General features: G+C 62.7%; 16 protein-coding genes. 9 read left to right on the forward strand and 7 right to left on the reverse strand.

The window, feature by feature from the left end:
- Window positions 1-158: 158 nt before the first annotated feature.
- From V6767_RS00560 to V6767_RS00585, 6 genes are all read left to right on the forward strand, one after another.
- Window positions 159-1,427: an ABC transporter substrate-binding protein gene (locus V6767_RS00560; RefSeq protein WP_448471634.1), complete on the forward strand. Its 1,269-nt coding sequence runs from the start codon at window positions 159-161 to the stop codon at window positions 1,425-1,427.
- 67 nt (window positions 1,428-1,494) lie between these two features.
- Window positions 1,495-2,439, forward strand: coding sequence for a carbohydrate ABC transporter permease (locus V6767_RS00565; RefSeq protein WP_448471635.1), 945 nt, complete (start codon window positions 1,495-1,497; stop codon window positions 2,437-2,439).
- Entirely contained in the window at window positions 2,436-3,269 is an 834-nt protein-coding gene (locus V6767_RS00570) for a carbohydrate ABC transporter permease (RefSeq protein WP_448428542.1), read from the forward strand. The genes V6767_RS00565 and V6767_RS00570 overlap by 4 nt, the downstream gene beginning before the upstream one ends.
- 4 nt (window positions 3,270-3,273) lie before the next feature.
- Complete coding sequence (locus V6767_RS00575; RefSeq protein WP_448471636.1) at window positions 3,274-4,287, forward strand: ABC transporter ATP-binding protein; 1,014 nt, start codon at window positions 3,274-3,276, stop codon at window positions 4,285-4,287.
- Window positions 4,284-5,246 (forward strand): carbohydrate kinase family protein, encoded by a 963-nt coding sequence (locus tag V6767_RS00580; protein WP_448471637.1) that lies wholly within the window; start codon window positions 4,284-4,286, stop codon window positions 5,244-5,246. The genes V6767_RS00575 and V6767_RS00580 overlap by 4 nt, the downstream gene beginning before the upstream one ends.
- Complete coding sequence (locus tag V6767_RS00585; RefSeq protein ID WP_448471638.1) at window positions 5,225-6,625, forward strand: sulfatase family protein; 1,401 nt, start codon at window positions 5,225-5,227, stop codon at window positions 6,623-6,625. The genes V6767_RS00580 and V6767_RS00585 overlap by 22 nt, the downstream gene beginning before the upstream one ends.
- A 38-nt stretch (window positions 6,626-6,663) precedes the next feature.
- Here V6767_RS00585 and V6767_RS00590 read toward each other — a convergent pair whose 3' ends face one another.
- From V6767_RS00590 to V6767_RS00605, 4 genes are all read right to left on the reverse strand, one after another.
- Window positions 6,664-7,452, reverse strand: coding sequence for an ATP-binding cassette domain-containing protein (locus V6767_RS00590; RefSeq protein WP_448471639.1), 789 nt, complete (start codon window positions 7,450-7,452; stop codon window positions 6,664-6,666).
- Window positions 7,449-8,456, reverse strand: coding sequence for an ABC transporter permease (locus tag V6767_RS00595; RefSeq protein ID WP_448471640.1), 1,008 nt, complete (start codon window positions 8,454-8,456; stop codon window positions 7,449-7,451). The genes V6767_RS00590 and V6767_RS00595 overlap by 4 nt, the downstream gene beginning before the upstream one ends.
- Before the next feature lie 108 nt (window positions 8,457-8,564).
- On the reverse strand, window positions 8,565-9,542 hold the full coding sequence (locus tag V6767_RS00600) for a sugar ABC transporter substrate-binding protein (RefSeq protein ID WP_448471641.1): 978 nt from the start codon (window positions 9,540-9,542) through the stop codon (window positions 8,565-8,567).
- 49 nt (window positions 9,543-9,591) lie between these two features.
- A complete protein-coding gene (locus tag V6767_RS00605; protein ID WP_448471642.1) occupies window positions 9,592-10,629 on the reverse strand; it encodes a LacI family DNA-binding transcriptional regulator in 1,038 nt (345 codons plus the stop codon).
- 105 nt (window positions 10,630-10,734) lie between these two features.
- Here V6767_RS00605 and V6767_RS00610 point away from each other — a divergent pair, with 105 nt between their 5' ends.
- The 3 genes from V6767_RS00610 to V6767_RS00620 all read left to right on the forward strand — a co-directional run bounded on the left by V6767_RS00610 (window position 10,735) and on the right by V6767_RS00620 (window position 13,600).
- A complete protein-coding gene (locus tag V6767_RS00610; protein WP_448471643.1) occupies window positions 10,735-11,766 on the forward strand; it encodes a hydroxyacid dehydrogenase in 1,032 nt (343 codons plus the stop codon).
- A gap of 41 nt (window positions 11,767-11,807) precedes the next feature.
- Window positions 11,808-12,686 carry a D-psicose 3-epimerase gene (locus V6767_RS00615; protein ID WP_448471644.1) on the forward strand — a complete coding sequence of 293 codons (879 nt, stop codon included), beginning with the start codon at window positions 11,808-11,810 and terminating at the stop codon, window positions 12,684-12,686.
- Between the two features lie 158 nt (window positions 12,687-12,844).
- The gene (locus tag V6767_RS00620; protein ID WP_448471645.1) at window positions 12,845-13,600 is read left to right on the forward strand and encodes a RibD family protein; all 756 of its coding nucleotides are present in this window, start codon (window positions 12,845-12,847) and stop codon (window positions 13,598-13,600) included.
- Here the strand turns inward: V6767_RS00620 and V6767_RS00625 are convergent.
- The 3 genes from V6767_RS00625 to V6767_RS00635 are packed head-to-tail and all read right to left on the reverse strand — an operon-like array spanning window position 13,581 to window position 15,810.
- Window positions 13,581-14,375 carry a methyltransferase domain-containing protein gene (locus V6767_RS00625; RefSeq protein ID WP_448471646.1) on the reverse strand — a complete coding sequence of 265 codons (795 nt, stop codon included), beginning with the start codon at window positions 14,373-14,375 and terminating at the stop codon, window positions 13,581-13,583. The two genes, V6767_RS00620 and V6767_RS00625, sit on opposite strands and share 20 nt — an antisense overlap.
- Complete coding sequence (locus tag V6767_RS00630) at window positions 14,372-15,415, reverse strand: glycosyltransferase family 4 protein (RefSeq protein ID WP_448471647.1); 1,044 nt, start codon at window positions 15,413-15,415, stop codon at window positions 14,372-14,374. The genes V6767_RS00625 and V6767_RS00630 overlap by 4 nt, the downstream gene beginning before the upstream one ends.
- Window positions 15,412-15,810 carry a 6-pyruvoyl trahydropterin synthase family protein gene (locus tag V6767_RS00635; protein WP_448471648.1) on the reverse strand — a complete coding sequence of 133 codons (399 nt, stop codon included), beginning with the start codon at window positions 15,808-15,810 and terminating at the stop codon, window positions 15,412-15,414. Before V6767_RS00635 ends, V6767_RS00630 begins: the two co-directional genes overlap by 4 nt.
- Window position 15,811: the final 1 nt, after the last annotated feature.

Below are 15,811 nucleotides of genomic sequence, written 5' to 3' on the forward strand. Positions count from 1 at the left end.
ATCTCAAAATCCGGCCATGCGGGCAATGACGGCAAGGCCGCGATACGGCTGCGCGCCGGATTGCCCAGACAACAGGAAAGCGGCCCCCGATGGACCGGCTTTCAGACGCGGGAACTTTTGAAAACCGGACCTGACAAAGGCCGGAGGGAGAACAGGCAATGAAACATCTTGGAAAATTCACGGGCGTTCTGCTCGCCGCAAGCGCGCTGATGTCGGTCTCGGCCGGCGCCGTCGAACTCAACATCGTCCACGGCGCAATCGGCAAGGATAACGAAGTCCTGCGCAAGGAGCTCGACCGCTATGAGGAGATGACCGGCAACACCGTCAATATCGTGTCGATGCCGGAATCGACCACCGACCAGTTCGGCCAGTACAAGCTCTGGCTTTCGGCCAAGTCGCCGGATATCGACGTCTACCGCATCGACGTCATCGGCGCGCCGCAGCTCGCCAGCCATTTCGTCGACCTGACGGAGGCGACCGCCGATATCATCGACCAGTTCGTGCCGGCAGCCGTCGAATCGCAGACCGTCGACGGCAAGCTCGTCGCGCTGCCGATGTTCCTCGGTGCGCCGGCGCTCTACTACCGCAGCGATCTTCTGGAAAAATACGACCGGCCGGTGCCCGAAACCTGGGAACAGATGACCGAGTCCGCGAAGATCATCATGGATGGCGAGCGGGCCGAGGGGAATGACGACATGTGGGGCTTCGTGTTCCAGGGCGCGCCCTATGAAGGGCTCACCTGCAACGGCCAGGAATGGATCTATTCCTATGGCGGCGGCCGGATCGTCGAGCTTGACGGTTCGATCGCGATCAACAATCCGGAAGCGGCCGAGGCGCTGAACATGGCGAAGTCCTGGGTCGGCACCATCGCGCCCCAGGGCGTGCTGAACTACATGGAAGAGGACGCGCGCGGTGTGTTCCAGTCGGGCAATGCCGTGTTCATGCGCAACTGGAACTACGCCTATGCGCTGGCCGATGGCGAGGATTCCCCGGTCAAGGGCAAGTTCGACGTGACCACGCTGCCGGTCGGCGGCGAAGGCGACAGCTCGGCGGCGACGCTCGGCGGCTGGCACCTAGCCGTTTCCAAATATTCGCCCAATCCGGACGAGGCGATCGAACTGGTGAAGTTCCTCAACAACTTCGAAAACCAGAAGGAACGCGCGATCGAAACCTCGCGTCCGCCGACGGTGACGGCCGTTTACGACGACCCGGAAGTAGCCGAGGCCCAGCCCTTCATCCCGCGCTGGAAGCCGGTGGTGCTGAACGCACTGCCGCGTCCGTCGGCCGCCACCAAGCGCAAATATAACGAGGTCTCCTCGGAATTCTGGACCGCCGTGCATGATACGCTTTCGGGCGATGGCACCGCCGAGCAGAACCTCGCCAAGCTGGAAGCCAAGCTGAAGCGCCTGCGCGGCAACGGCTGGTAAGACAAGACGGCGCCGCCCGCATAGCCGGCGCGGCGCCGTTTTTCGCAAGAGAAGAAGGGAACGGAACATGGCAGAACCGGTCGAAAAATCGACCCTGTCGCAACAGCGCGTCGTCTCGGCCTGGGTGTTCCTGGCGCCGATGCTGGCGGTGCTGGCCGTGGTCGCGGTCTATCCGCTGGTCAGAACGATCTATTTCGGCTTCACCGATGCCTCGATCGATTTTCCGGGCGAAGCGCAATGGGTCGGCTTCCGCAACTATCTCGAATATCTCGACTATGGCGACGGCACCGGCGAGTTCTACGGGCTGCTGGCCGACCCCGACTGGTGGCGGGCCGTCTGGAACACGCTGCGCTTCACCTTCTTCTCGGTGCTGTTCGAAACGATTTTCGGCATGATCATCGCGCTGGTGCTGAATACCCAGTTCCCCGGCCGCGCGCTGGTGCGCGCCGCCGTGCTCATCCCCTGGGCAATCCCCACCATCGTTTCCGCCAAGATGTGGGCCTGGATGATGCATGACCAGTTCGGCATCCTGAACGATATCCTGATGAAACTGCACATCATCGCCGAGCCGGTGGCCTGGACGGCCAATCCCGACACCGCGCTTCTCGCCGTGCTGATCGTAGACATCTGGAAGACCACGCCGTTCATGGCGCTCCTGATCCTCGCCGGCCTGCAGATGGTGCCGAAGGACATGTATGAGGCGGCGAAGCTCGACGGCATTCATCCCGTCCGCGTGTTCCGCAAGGTCACCCTGCCGCTGATCATGCCGGCCGTGCTGGTGGCGATCGTGTTCCGCTCGCTCGATGCGCTGCGCGTCTTCGACATCGTCTATGTGCTGACCCCCAACAATGCCAACACCGCCACCATGTCGGTGTTCGCGCGCGAAAACCTGTTCGATTTCGACCAGTTCGCCTATGGCTCGGCGGCCTCCACTCTGCTGTTCCTGATCATCGCGCTTCTGACGATCGGCTTCATCCGCGCCACCCGCATGAACCTTGGAGGCGACAGATGACCATCCCCGCTCCCGTCAAACGCATCGCGTTTTACGCGCTTGTTCTGGTCATCCTCGTCCAGGCGCTGTTTCCGTTCTACTACGCGATCCTGACCTCGCTGGAAAACGGCCAGGCGCTGTTCGAGGTCAATTATCTGCCGAAGGCGGTCACCTTCGACAACTACCAGCACATGCTGACCGACGGCGTCTTCGGCCACCAGATCTTCAACTCGATCTTCGTCGCCACCGTGGTCGTGATCTTCTCGCTGTTTCTCGGCGTCACCGCGGCCTTTGCCTTGAGCCGCATCCGCTTCAGGGGTCGCGGGCTGCTGCTGTTCACCATCCTGTCGGTTTCGATGTTTCCGCAGATCGCGGTGCTCTCCGGCCTGTTCGAGCTGATCCGCAATTTCGGCCTGTTCAATTCGCTCTGGTCGCTGGTGTTCTCCTACATGATCTTCACCCTGCCCTTCACGGTCTGGGTGCTGACAACCTTCATGCGCGACATGCCGATCGAGATCGAGGAAGCGGCGATCATGGACGGGGCCTCGTCCTTCACCATCATCCGCCGCATCTTCCTGCCGCTGATGTGGCCGGCGATGGTGACGACGGGTCTTCTGGCCTTCATCCACGCCTGGAACGAATTCCTGTTCGCCCTCACCTTCCTCTCCACCGACAGCCAGCGCACCGTGCCGGTGGCGATCGCGATGATCTCGGGTTTGTCCGAATTCGAGGTGCCGTGGGGCAACATCATGGCGGCGTCCGTGATCGTCACCGTGCCGCTGATCGCGCTCGTTCTCGTCTTCCAGCGCAAAATCGTTTCCGGCCTCACTGCCGGCGCCGTGAAAGGATAATCTCATGGCCTCCATCGAACTGAAGAAAATCTGCAAGTCCTTCGGCCATGTCGAGGTGTTGAAGGATATCGACCTCAATTTCGAAAAGGGTGAATTCATCGTCTTCGTCGGCCCATCGGGCTGCGGCAAGTCCACGCTGCTGCGCCTGATCGCCGGACTTGAGGATATTTCCGGCGGCGACCTGATGATCGATGGCGAGCGCGTGAACAATGTGCTGCCGGCAAAGCGCGGCATCTCCATGGTGTTCCAGTCCTATGCGCTTTATCCGCACATGACGGTCTACGAGAACATGGCCTTCGGTCTGGAACAGGCGAAACTGAACAATGCGGAGGCCGACAAGCGCATCCGCGAGGCGGCCGAGATGCTGCAGATCACGCCCTATCTCGACCGCAAGCCGCGCCAGCTTTCCGGCGGCCAGCGCCAGCGCGTCGCCATCGGCCGGGCGATCACCCGCCAGCCGCGCATCTTCCTGTTCGACGAGCCGCTGTCGAACCTCGACGCGGCACTCCGGGTCGATACCCGGATCGAGATCGCCGCGCTGCACAAGCGCATGAAGGGCGTCACCATGATCTATGTGACCCATGACCAGGTCGAGGCGATGACGCTTGCCGACCGGATCGTGGTTTTGAACGCAGGCCATGTGGAACAGGTCGGCACGCCGATGGAGCTCTACATGAAACCCGCCAGCCGCTTCGTCGCGGAATTCATCGGCTCGCCGCGCATGAATGTCATCGAGGGCGAGATTGCGGACGGTTTCGGCGCTGCGGCTTGCGGCATCCGTCCGGAACATCTTGCGATCTCGCGCGAAAACGGCCGCTGGAGCGGGAAAGTGCTGCTTTCGGAGGAACTTGGAAGTGATACCTACATTCACGTTGAAACCGAGAATGCCGGCATGCTGAATGTCCGTGCGCCGGGCGCGCAGGATTTCCAAGCCGGAGAGACGGTCTTCGTGACGCCGGATGAGACGGCGCTGCATCGCTTCGACGCTGCCGGCGCGGCGATCCAGGAGCGGCCATGAACAGCAGACCACCCGAACCGCCGCGCCCGATCTGCGTCATCGGCAACGCCAATCTCGACCTCGTCACCGGCAGCATCGCCGACTGGCCGGAATGGGGAACGGAGGTGTTTCTCGAACGCTCGGATTTCCGCATCGGCGGATCGGCGGCCAATACCGCACTCGTGCTCCAGCGGCTGGGCCACCCCGTCGGCTTGGCCTCGGCAACCGGCGGCGATGCGGCGGGCGCGATGATCACCTACCAGTTCGCCGGCGCGCTGGACAGGATCGCCGCCCGGCCCGGTCCGACCTCGATGTCCGTCGGCATATTGCAGAAAGGCGGCGAGCGCAGTTTCTTTTCCACCAACGGCCATCTCGACGGGCTCGATGCGGCCTTCTTCTCCGCAGCGCTGGAAGACTGGCCGCTTGCAGACGCGATCGCGCTGGTCTCCGGCGGCTTCGCCCTGCCCGGCCTGATGGCGGAGCACACATCCTTTCTGGGGCAGCTGAGAGCGCGCGGCGCAACCATCGCCATCGATCCCGGCTGGCCGGGCGATGGCTGGACCGATGCCGCCATCGCCAACGCCCGCGCATGGATCGGCCTTGCCGACCATATCCTGCTGAACGACAAGGAAGCGCTCGGCCTTTCCGGCGAAAACGCCGTCCATGCCGCCTGCCGGGCGCTCGGCCCCCATATGCGCCCCGATGCCGCGCTGGTGGTCAAGCGCGGCCCTGAAGGCGCCGCCTGCTACCGGCACCGCAACTATATCATCGAACACGCCCGCGCCCTTGATGTGATCGACACGGTGGGCGCCGGAGATGCCTTTAACGCCGGGTATCTGAGCGCCATCGCGGAAGGTGCCCCCGAGCGCGCGGCGCTGAGGCGCGGCATCGATGTCGCCTCCGCCGTGATCAGCGAATTTCCCCGCAGCAGCGCTGCGATCGAACGGAGCGATGTCTCATGCGCAATATCCTCCTCCTGATCGCCGACGATCTCGGCCGGATGACGGGGTGCTATGGTGAGACCGCGATCGCGACGCCCAATATCGACCGGCTTGCCGAGGCCGGCACGCGCTTCGACATGGCGTTCACCTCGACCGCTTCATGCTCGGCCAGCCGCTCTGTAATCTATACCGGCCTCCACACCCACGAGACCGGGCAATACGGCCTCAATCACGACCATCATCACTTCATGACCTTCGATCATGTGGAAACCGCGCCGGGGCTTCTGAACGCGGCTGGCATGAAGACCGGGATCATCGGCAAGATCCATGTCGGGCCGGATGCCGTCTATCCTTGGCAGGTGCGTGAGGAGAGCTGGGAACGCGATGTACGCTGGGTGGCCGACCGCGCCTCCGTCTTTTTCCGGGGCGCGAAAGCCGAGCAAAAATCCTTCTTCCTCACCATCGGCTTCATCGATCCGCATCGCGATGAGACCCGCGGCGGGTTCGGCAATGACCGCGCCTATCCCGGCGTCGAGGATCGCGTCTTTGCGCCGGAAGACGTCGCCGTCCCGCCTTTCCTGACCGACCTGCCGGAGGTACGCCAGGAGCTCGCCGATTATTGCCGCTCGATAAATAGGCTCGATCAGGGCGTCGGCATGGTTCTCGACGAGTTGGAAAAAACCGGCCTTGCCGATGACACGCTCATCGTCTTCCTCTCCGACAACGGCTCGCCCTTCCTCAATTCCAAGACCACACTCTACGATGCCGGCGTGCACCTGCCGCTGATCATCCGCAAGCCGGGCGGACGCGGTGGCGTCGCCAACCCCAATCTGGTGTCCTTCACCGATATCCTGCCGACCTTTCTCGACTGGGCGGGTCACGCGCCGCCGCCCGGCCAACGCAGGGGCCGCTCACTGCTCCCTATCCTCGAATCAGAAACGCTTGAGGACGACTGGCAGGCGGTGTTCGGCTCGCACACCTTCCACGAAATCACCAATTACTGGCCGACGCGCTTCATGCGCACCACACGCTACAAATACCACCGCAATGTCGCCTGGCAGCTCGATTTCCCCTTCTCGGGCGATCTCTACGGTTCGCTGACATGGGAGGGGGTCCGCAATCAAAACCCGGCGATGATCGGCAGGCGGTCGGTCAAAGACTATGTCCGCCGTCCGCCGGAGGAGCTCTACGACCTAGAGGCGGACCCATACGAGGTGAACAACCTGGCCGAAGACCCTGCCCATCTGGATCGCCTGCTTGAAATGCGCGCCGCGACAGAAGCCTGGCAGCGCGAGACCCGCGACCCCTGGCTCTATCGCGACGGCGTATCGCTGCGCGCCATCGAAAAGCACCTCGAAAACGGCCTCGCCGTGCCGGACCGCTTCGATTTCGACCCGGACAATCCCGGCTCGCGATAGGCATTCCCTGTTCGCGGCGCAAACCACCACGAGACAACTTAGCGCACGCGGTGGTTCCCGGCTGAAAGCTCATGCGCGGCGGCCTCGGCGACATCGCCGCCGCCGACAATGGCTGAGACGACTTCCGTCATGTCGGTTTCCTTGGTCTTCAGATTGGCGGCGGCGTAGCCCTGGTGCAATACTACGATCCTGTCGGTCACCGACAGCACGTCGTTGAGCCGGTGGGAAATCAGGATGACGCCGATGCCTTCAGATTTGAGCTGCCGGATCAGGTCGAGCACGCCCTGAACTTCCCGCACGGCAAGTGCTGCCGTCGGTTCGTCCATGATCACGATGCGCGGATTGAAGGTCAGCGCGCGGGCAATCGCGACCGATTGCTGCTGGCCGCCGGAAAACGAACCGACCGGGCGGTTGATCGCCGGCAGCTTCGCGCCTAGCCGGTCGATCATCGCCTGCGCCTCATGGCGCATCTTTTTGCCGTCGACAAACTTCATGCCGAGAATGTTACGGGTCGGCTCGCGGCCGAGAAAGATATTGGCGGCGACATCCTGCTGGCGGGCGAGCGCGAGATCCTGATAGATCATCTCGATGCCCTTGGTCCGCCGTTCGCCCGGCGAATAGGGCGACATGTCCTCGCCATCCATGATAACCGCACCGTCATCGGCCTGGTAGATGCCGGTGACGATTTTCATAAGTGTCGATTTACCCGCGCCATTGTCGCCGACCAGCCCGATCGCCTCGCCGGCCCCAACCGTCAGGTTCACGCCGTGCAGAACGGAGACGGCGCCGAAACTCTTGGTCACGCCTTCGATTTTCAGGAGGGTCATACCCGGCTCTCCTTTCTGAGCTGCCACTGGTCGATGAAAACGGCCAGGATCAGAACGCTGCCGATGGCCATCTGCTGGTAGTAGCTTTGGACGGCGAGAAGGTTCAGTCCGTTCTGCAGAACACCCATGATCAGCGCGCCGACCATGGTGCCAAGGATGGAGCCGCGGCCGCCGAAAAGGTTGGTTCCGCCGATGATCGCGGCCGTGATCGCCGTTAGTTCATAGGCGATACCCGCGGTCGGATCGCCGGAATTGATGCGTGTGGAATAGAGCAGACCGGCCAGACCCGCGAGACCGCCGGACAGCATATAGAGCACCAGCCGGTGACGGCGAACATTGATGCCGGCGGTGCGGGCGGCATTCTCGCTGTCGCCGATCGCGAGCGTATGGCGCCCGAACCTTGTATAGGCCAGAACCAGATGCGTGATGAGGGCCGTCGCCAGGAAGATGATAACCGGCATGGGAATGCCGAGTGGGCGTCCCTGTCCGATATAGACCATCGCATTGGGCAGGCCGTAGATCACCCGCCCGTCGGAAATCACCAGCGCCAGGCCGCGCGCAATGCCGAGCATGCCGAGCGTGACGATGAAAGCCGGAACGAAAGCGCGGGTGATGACGAGGCCGTTGACGAGGCCCGCCAGCGTGCCGGCGGCCAGCGTGGCAAGAACCGCCACGGGCGTTGGCATGCCAAGATTGACCGCGAAGGCAGCGCCGACGACGCCGGAAAGCCCCATCACCGAGCCGATCGAAAGATCAAGGCCGCCGGAACTGAGCACATAGGTCGCCGCGATCGCCAGCACGCCGATGGTCGAGGTCGCCAGCAGGATATTCATCATGTTGCTGACGGACAGGAAATAGGGCGACAGGATGGTCATCGCCACGCACAGGATCAGCAGCACGAGCAGGCTTTCGAGCCTTATGTGCAATCGCTCGATCGATCCAGCCTGAAGCCGGCCCCAGAGGCCCGGCTCGGGATGGGTGGATTTGGTATGAGAATAGGTCATCTTGATCTCTCGGAAGGCACAGCTTCGTGGAGCGCGAACGCCGGAATACGTCTGTCGAGCAAGAAGGCAGGGCCGGCGGCACAGTGGCCGCCGGCCCCGCACCAGAGGCTACTTCACGTATTCGAGGACCGGATCGGTGCCGGCGTCGAGAATGTCCTTGGTCAGAACAAGGGTCTGCACGTTGATCTGCTTGTCGACCGTGCCGCCATCGGCGACCTTCTTGGCATTTTCGACCGCTTCCATGCCGACCAGATAGGGCAGCTGTGCCACGGAGGCCGTCAGACGCCCGTCCTTGATCGACTTGACGGCATCGGAATTGCCGTCGACGCCGATGATGACGACATCGCCGCCCTTGCCGGCCGCGAACACGCTTTCGACAGCCCCGAGCGCCATGCCGTCATTGGCGGCGAAAATGCCCTTCAGGTCCGGATTGCGGGTCAGGATATCGTTGGTGATGTTGGCCGCCTTGCCGCGATCCCAGTCGCCCGGCAGAGAGGCGACGATTTCAAGGCCCGGCGCCAGTTCGGCCAGACGGTCGGCAAAGCCGGTGGTGCGCTTCTCTCCGGTAATGTTGCCGGACAGGCCTTCGATCACCAGAACCGGCCCCTTGGCATCGGCGCCAAGCATTTTCGCCATATATTCAGCGCCCTGCGCGCCGGCCTTCACGTTATCGGAACCGATGGAGAATGTGATATCGATGCCTTCGGCCTCGAGAATGGCCGGATCGAGATTGCCGTCGAGATCGACGATCTCAATGCCGCGTTCCTGCGCGGTCTTCAGGCAGGGCAGAAGGTTTGTCGAATTGATCGCCGCGGTGATCATCGCCACCGGCTGGCGCTCCAGCATGGTGTTGCAGACGTTCAACTGGCTCTCGGCGGCCTGATCGTTTTCCACGGCCTGCAGATAGTATTTTACGCCGGCGGCATCCGCGCCTGCCTTGACGCCTTCGGCCATCGCGCCCCAGAACGGGTTGGCGAGTGTCTTCATCAGCACGCCATACTCGTCATCGGCCATGGCCGGCGCGGTCGATGCAAGCAGCATCAGCGCGGCAATGCCCAGCTTGCCCTTGGTGGTTACCTTGATCATTGTTTTCTCCTCCGATTGAAATTTAGCAGACCGGCGTCTCCTGCCGCCTTCAGTCCACCTCCCGTTCGGTCGATTGTCGACCGAACAACTGACAGGGCTCCAGATGGTGTTCCGGCGGCCCCGTCACCTCATCGCCGGCTCGCGCCAGCAATACGTTCAGCGCCTTCTGCGCCATTGCCTCCACAGGCTGCGCGACCGCCGTAATGCTCGGCCACGTCGTCTGCATCCAGTCCGTATCGTCGAAACCGACAAGAGCGACATCCTTCGGGATGCGCAGATTGCGGCGGCGCAGCTCCGACAGCACCAGCAGCGTGGAATGCTGCGACAGCGAGAAAACCGCCGTCGGATGCTCGTCTGCCGCTTCATCGAAATAGTCGCGTATCGCCTGCCGCTGGATGTCCAACGTCTCATCGGAAAGCAGGGTATCGATCCGCACCGTGTCGTCGATCTCCCGAACGCGAGCCATGAAGCCTTCCATGCGCAGGCGGATCGATTTCGAGATGCGCGTTGCCCCGTGGATCAGAATGCGACGATGGTTCTGCCCCAGAAGCAGATCGGCGACCGAGGCAGACGCGGCACTATTGTCGGCCGTGACCGTGTCGTAACGGTCATCGACATTGACGCGGTCAACCAACACCGCAAGCATATCGAGTTCTCTGAGCTTCTCCGCCCCGAGCCCCCTTTCCGAGCGAACCGGCACAAGGATCGTCCCCATCACCCGCCAGTCATTCATTCGTGACACCAGATCGGCTTCGCGCACCTCGCTGCCGCGCGCGGAGGAAACGATCAGATGATACCCCGCCTCCTCCGCAAGCTTTTCAAGCTCGGTCAGGAGCGCGCCGAAGAAGGCGCTTTCGAGATCGGGCACGATCGCGCCGATGATCCGGCGGCGCTCATTGCGCAGCCCGGACGCGATCGGGTCCATGCGATAATTCAGTTCGACCATCGCGGCGCGCACGCGCTCGACATTCATCTTCTTCACGCCCGCAACGCCGCGCACAACCTTCGACGCCGTCGCCGCCGAGACCGAAGCTCTGGCAGCGACATCATGGATCGTGGGCCGGCGGTTTTCGTTCTTTCTGGACATGCGTCTCGCGCGATTTTCGAAGCCGTTAAAATGTCGTTCTCAAAAAAGTAAATCAGTTTACTTTAAAAGTAAATCGGTTTATTTTTTTTGACAGGAGGATTGCCCATGCCCATGAACAACAAGCCGCTCGTGATCTGCGCCCCCGAGCCGCGCAGCCTCGACCTGATCTTCACCGCCGAAAAGCGACGCCTTCTGGAGGAGCGCTACACGCTTGTCGAGACCACGGAAGACAAGGTGGCAAACCTGGATGAAACCGTGCTGTCCGAAGCCCGCTACATCCTCGGCCAACCGCCGATTTCCTCCGAAACGCTTGCGAAGTTGAAATCCTTGCGCGCGGTCATCAATGTCGAATCGAATCTGCTCGACAACATGCCCTATGAGGAGGTCTTTTCGCGCGGCATCCACGTCATCACCACCGGCGCCGTATTCGCCGTGCCGGTTGCGGAAATCGGCCTTGGCCTAGCGATCGATCTCGCCCGCGGCATCACCGACGCCGATCTTGCCTTCCGCAACGGAACCGAAAAATGGGGCGGCGAAGGCAACGGCTCGGCACGCCTTCTTACCAATGCCGATGTCGGCATTATCGGCTTCGGCGACCTCGGCCGCGCGCTCAACCGCCTGCTGACCGGCTTCCGATGCAATATCAAGGTTTTTGATCCCTGGCTGCCGCCATCCATTCTGCGCGATCACGGCGTAAAGCCCGCCTCGCTCAATGATGTACTGACCCAATCCGATTTTGTCTTCGTGATGGCCGCCGTCACCACGGAAAACCGCGGCTTCCTGGGGCGCGAAGAATTTGCCGCCATGCGCAAGGGCGCAGCCTTTATTCTGATGTCACGCGCCGATGTCGTCGATTTCGATGCGCTTCTCGAAGCGGTCGGCTCCGGTCATATCGTTGCGGCAAGCGACGTGTTTCCGGATGAACCGCTGGCGCTTGACCACCCTGCTCGCACGGCCACGGGCCTGTTGCGCTCCGCCCACCGCGCCGGCGCCATGGATATCGCCTTCAAGCAGATGGGCGACATGGTTCTGGAGGACATGGCGCTGATGGACCGCGACCTGCCGCCCATGCGTTGCAAGCGCGCCGAGCGCGAAACGGCGCGCCGCATGCGCTCCAAGCCGGTTGATGTGAACTGAAAGAAAAACAGAGCGAACTGCGTCGGCTCAGGGAGAACGACATGAAATTCGGGATTTACTATTCCTACTGGGAGCAGGAGTGGAGCGCGGACTGCCTGCGCCATGTCGAGAAGGTCGCAAAGCTCGGCTTCGACGTGATCGAGATCGCCGCCCACCACCTGAACAGCTTCAGCCCGGCCCATATCGATGAAATCGCGCGGGCGGCCCGCGACAACAACATCACGGTGACATCCGGGCTCGGTCCGTCGCAGGAGCGCAACCTGTCCTCGCCGGACGCCGCCGTGCGAAAGGCCGGGCGCGCCTTCTTCGAGGAAACGCTGGTGAACATCGCCAAGCTCGATGTCCACATCATTGGCGGCGCGCTTCATTCCTATTGGCCGGTCGACTATACCAAACCCGTTGACAAGGAGGGCGACCGGGCCCGCGGCGTGGAGGGGATTTCAAGCCTTGCCGATTTTGCCGCCAATCTCGGGATCGACCTTTGCATCGAAGTTCTGAACCGCTTCGAAAACCATGTCATCAACACCGCGGAGGAAGGCGTCGCCTTTGTGCGCGATGTCGGCAAGAGCAACGTCAAGGTGATGCTCGACACATTCCATATGAATATCGAGGAAGACAGTTTCAGCGCGGCGATCCGCACCGCAGGTCCCTTGCTCGGCCATTTTCACACCGGCGAGAGCGACCGGCGGGTGCCCGGCAAGGGCCGCCTTCCCTGGCACGAGATCGGCGCGGCGCTCCGCGAGATCGACTATCAGGGCGCGGTGGTGATGGAGCCCTTCGTCAAGACCGGCGGCGGCATCGGGAACGATATCCGCGTCTGGCGTGATCTGAGCGATGGGGCAGACGAGGCGCGGATGGATCAGGACGCACGAGAGGCGCTGGCCTTTTCGCGCTACGTGCTGGCTGGCGGCAAGCCCTGAGAGACCCGCCTGGACAAATTCGCTTTTGGCCTTACCTATCCGTTTGTGACGCACGATTCCGTCACGCGGAATGCGTCACCTTGCGGTCGTTTCCGGCCTGAATTTGAATACGGCCCGGAGGGCCCGAAAAGGACGCCGTGACAGTACACGCGATCAACATGAGCGACGACATATGGACGCAACTCCTTGCCTTGCGCGAAGGAAGCGCTCCGACGCCGCCGGGGGCCGAAGGCGCGCTCTACGGGCCCATCGCCGGGGCTTCAGAGCAATTCGTGCTGGCGCAGGTCGGCCAGTCGCTGGACGGGCGGGTGGCAACGCCTTCGGGGGACGCGCGTGATATTTCGGGACCGGAGGGTCTGGCGCATCTGCATCGGTGTCGCGCGCTGGTCGATGCCGTCATAGTCGGTGAGAACACGGTCAGTTGCGATGATCCGCGCCTTTCCGTGCGCCTTGTCGACGGCCCCGATCCCGTGCGTGTGGTCATCGACTGCCATGGGCGGCTTACCGGACGGGAAGGCCTGTTTCATGACGGCGGCGCGCGGGTGATCGTTTTTCAGAGCGACGAGGTCCGCCGCAACGATCTTCCGAATGCCGAGATCATTCGTCTTCGCCGCCACGAGAACGGGCTCGCACCGCAGGAGATGCTGGCTGCGCTTTCCGGGCTCGGCCTGCGCCGCGTGCTTGTCGAGGGCGGCGCGCGCACGATTGCCCGCTTCATCGAGGCCGGACTGGTCGACCGGCTGCATGTCGCTGTTTCGCCGCTGATCATCGGATCGGGACCGAGCGGGATCGTCCTGCCCCCGGTCGATCGCCTTTCGGACGCGCTCCGGCCAGAGGCACAGATCTACAGTCTGGGAACCGACATCCTGTTCGATTGCCCGCTCAAGCCAGTTGTCAGACCGGCATGGCAATGAGGTCGATGTGGCCGACCTCGCAAAGGCTCTCCGGCGCGGCGATGGCGGCCATGCGGAAGGCAAGCCAGTCCTCGATATCGGCTTCACTGCGCCCTGACATTTCCTGCAAGGGCTGGCGAAAACCTGACAGGAAGGCTTTCTGCAGGGCCGCCGCCGTTGCGTCCATCCGCCATGGGCTGGTCATCGCCTCAACCTGATAGCCTCTCGCTTCCAGCAGCCGCTCAAGACAGGCGCCCGCCGCCGGGCCGAGCGCCCTACCAAAGCCCTTGTCGGTTTGCTGGTGACGGTTGAAGGCCTCGACCATATCGTCATCGAGCGGATGGCGGTGCGTCCAGCGTATGATGCCGTCATAGTTCAGCGCCGCGTAGAGACCGCAGCCTTGATCAACGAGTCGATCACAGAAAGCGACGCAGAAGTCCTCCGAAACCAGATCGAACAGCGCCGAGGCCGTTACCATTGGGACGCCTTCTAGCGGCAGGTCCTGTAGATCGTTGAGATCGAAGCGTCGAAAGGCGACGCCTTGATCGTTTCCGATGCCACGTTCCGCTTCTTCGAGAAGTGCCGGGTCATGGTCAAGCAGCAGCCAGCGCGTGTGGTTGGGGACATGGCTTTGGAGACTGCGCCAGGTCGAGCCCGTGCCGCAGCCGATATCGACAATCGCCGGCGCCAGCATGGCCTGCAGGTAGCGCGACAGGATGTCGAGCAGAGCCGGGGCGCGGGCGAGCCTGTCCGCCGGTTCGCGCAGCGCCAGCCAATCGGTCTCGAAGCCGCTCATGAAATCACCTCCAGGGCCTCGGAAATTGTGCGCGCCGTATCCTCCCATCCCGGCAGTCTCTCGCCCGCGCGCCGGGCCGCTGCCGCCATTTCGGCGTGGAATGCCTTGTCGGTGATCATCCTTTCAAGGGCTTCAGCGAAACCCGCGCTGTCATCGACGGAAACCAGAATGCCGGCGTCCGTCGGCACCACGTCGGGGATCGCACCGGCGCGGCAGGCAATCACCGGAACGCCCTGCGACAGCGCCTCGGCGAACACCATGCCATAGCCTTCGTAGCGGCTGGCAAGCGCGAATATATCGGCCGAGGCAAGCAGGGCGCGGGTGTCGTCGCAGTCGCCGGCCAGCAGAATTCTGTCGTCGAGCCCGAGCGCGGCGATCTGCCGTTCGAGCGCCCGAGCGGTGGGCGGGTCCATATCCCGACTGCCGGCGATGGTCGCTCTCCAGGGAAGGTTTTCGATCCGTTTCAGCGCGTCGACCAGCACATCATGCGCCTTGCGCGGGATCAGCGAGCCAATGGAAACGATATGGGGCGGATCGCCATCGCAGGCGGATACCGGCGCAGGGTCCGTGCCGGGAAGCGCGACGGTGATGTCGTCCGCCGGTATCGCGAACCCGCTGACAAGCGTTTGCGCTGTCGCTTGCGAGGTTACGACGATATGGCGGACATGAGCGAGCGCCCTGCGTTCGCTTTCTCGCAAGACGGCCTGCCGACCGGCATCGAGCCCGGTTTCCAGCGCCAGCGGATGGTGCACCAGGGCCACGATCCGCAGGCGAGTCGCCTCTCGGACGGCCCAGTCGTCCAGAATGCCGAAGGCGAGCCCGTCAATCATCACCAGCGCCCCGTCCGGCAGGGCCGAGAGCAGACGTTCGGCGTTCTGCTTCACCGCCGGTTCCGGTGCGGGAAAGCCATCGCCGAGCGCCAGCAATTCCACGTCCCAGCCGAGCGCCTCCAGCCCGGCAATCATCCGCCGGTCATAACCATAGCCGCCGGTTCGGGTTGAAAGATCGCCGGGATAGGCAAAGACAAGCTGGGCCGTCAAAGCGCGCCCTCATACCAGCCGCGGGCGGCGTGGGATTCGTGCAGGGTCACGCGGATTCTCGCGATCCGGTGACTGCCCGGGCCGAGTTTCTTCTCGCCAACGGCGGATGCGAGTTGGACGAAGATGTGCTTCGCGATCACTTCGGTGGTCGAAATCTTGCCGCTGAAGGCCTCGACCTCATCGAGATTCTGATAGTTGAGCGGTTTCAGCACCTCGGCAAGCGTTTCAGTCGCCGCCCCGATATCGACGGCGAGGCCGTCATCATCGACATCCTCGGTGAAGAAGGCGGCATCGACCACGAATGTGGCACCGTGCATGCCCTGGGCAGGGCCGAATACGGGTCGGGGGAGGCTGTGGGCGATCATGATGTGATCGCGGACTTCGACTGCAAACATG

Source organism: Martelella sp. FLE1502, assembly GCF_053484255.1.

What these genes read in the sequence shown, in the direction of transcription:
- V6767_RS00560 (WP_448471634.1), top strand. Translation starts at nt 159, where the DNA reads ATGAAACATCTTGGAAAATTCACGGGCGTTCTGCTCGCCGCAAGCGCG.
- V6767_RS00565 (WP_448471635.1), top strand. Translation starts at nt 1,495, where the DNA reads ATGGCAGAACCGGTCGAAAAATCGACCCTGTCGCAACAGCGCGTCGTC.
- V6767_RS00570 (WP_448428542.1), top strand. Translation starts at nt 2,436, where the DNA reads ATGACCATCCCCGCTCCCGTCAAACGCATCGCGTTTTACGCGCTTGTT.
- V6767_RS00575 (WP_448471636.1), top strand. Translation starts at nt 3,274, where the DNA reads ATGGCCTCCATCGAACTGAAGAAAATCTGCAAGTCCTTCGGCCATGTC.
- V6767_RS00580 (WP_448471637.1), top strand. Translation starts at nt 4,284, where the DNA reads ATGAACAGCAGACCACCCGAACCGCCGCGCCCGATCTGCGTCATCGGC.
- V6767_RS00585 (WP_448471638.1), top strand. Translation starts at nt 5,225, where the DNA reads ATGCGCAATATCCTCCTCCTGATCGCCGACGATCTCGGCCGGATGACG.
- V6767_RS00590 (WP_448471639.1), bottom strand. Translation starts at nt 7,452, where the DNA reads ATGACCCTCCTGAAAATCGAAGGCGTGACCAAGAGTTTCGGCGCCGTC.
- V6767_RS00595 (WP_448471640.1), bottom strand. Translation starts at nt 8,456, where the DNA reads ATGACCTATTCTCATACCAAATCCACCCATCCCGAGCCGGGCCTCTGG.
- V6767_RS00600 (WP_448471641.1), bottom strand. Translation starts at nt 9,542, where the DNA reads ATGATCAAGGTAACCACCAAGGGCAAGCTGGGCATTGCCGCGCTGATG.
- V6767_RS00605 (WP_448471642.1), bottom strand. Translation starts at nt 10,629, where the DNA reads ATGTCCAGAAAGAACGAAAACCGCCGGCCCACGATCCATGATGTCGCT.
- V6767_RS00610 (WP_448471643.1), top strand. Translation starts at nt 10,735, where the DNA reads ATGCCCATGAACAACAAGCCGCTCGTGATCTGCGCCCCCGAGCCGCGC.
- V6767_RS00615 (WP_448471644.1), top strand. Translation starts at nt 11,808, where the DNA reads ATGAAATTCGGGATTTACTATTCCTACTGGGAGCAGGAGTGGAGCGCG.
- V6767_RS00620 (WP_448471645.1), top strand. Translation starts at nt 12,845, where the DNA reads ATGAGCGACGACATATGGACGCAACTCCTTGCCTTGCGCGAAGGAAGC.
- V6767_RS00625 (WP_448471646.1), bottom strand. Translation starts at nt 14,375, where the DNA reads ATGAGCGGCTTCGAGACCGATTGGCTGGCGCTGCGCGAACCGGCGGAC.
- V6767_RS00635 (WP_448471648.1), bottom strand. Translation starts at nt 15,810, where the DNA reads ATGTTTGCAGTCGAAGTCCGCGATCACATCATGATCGCCCACAGCCTC.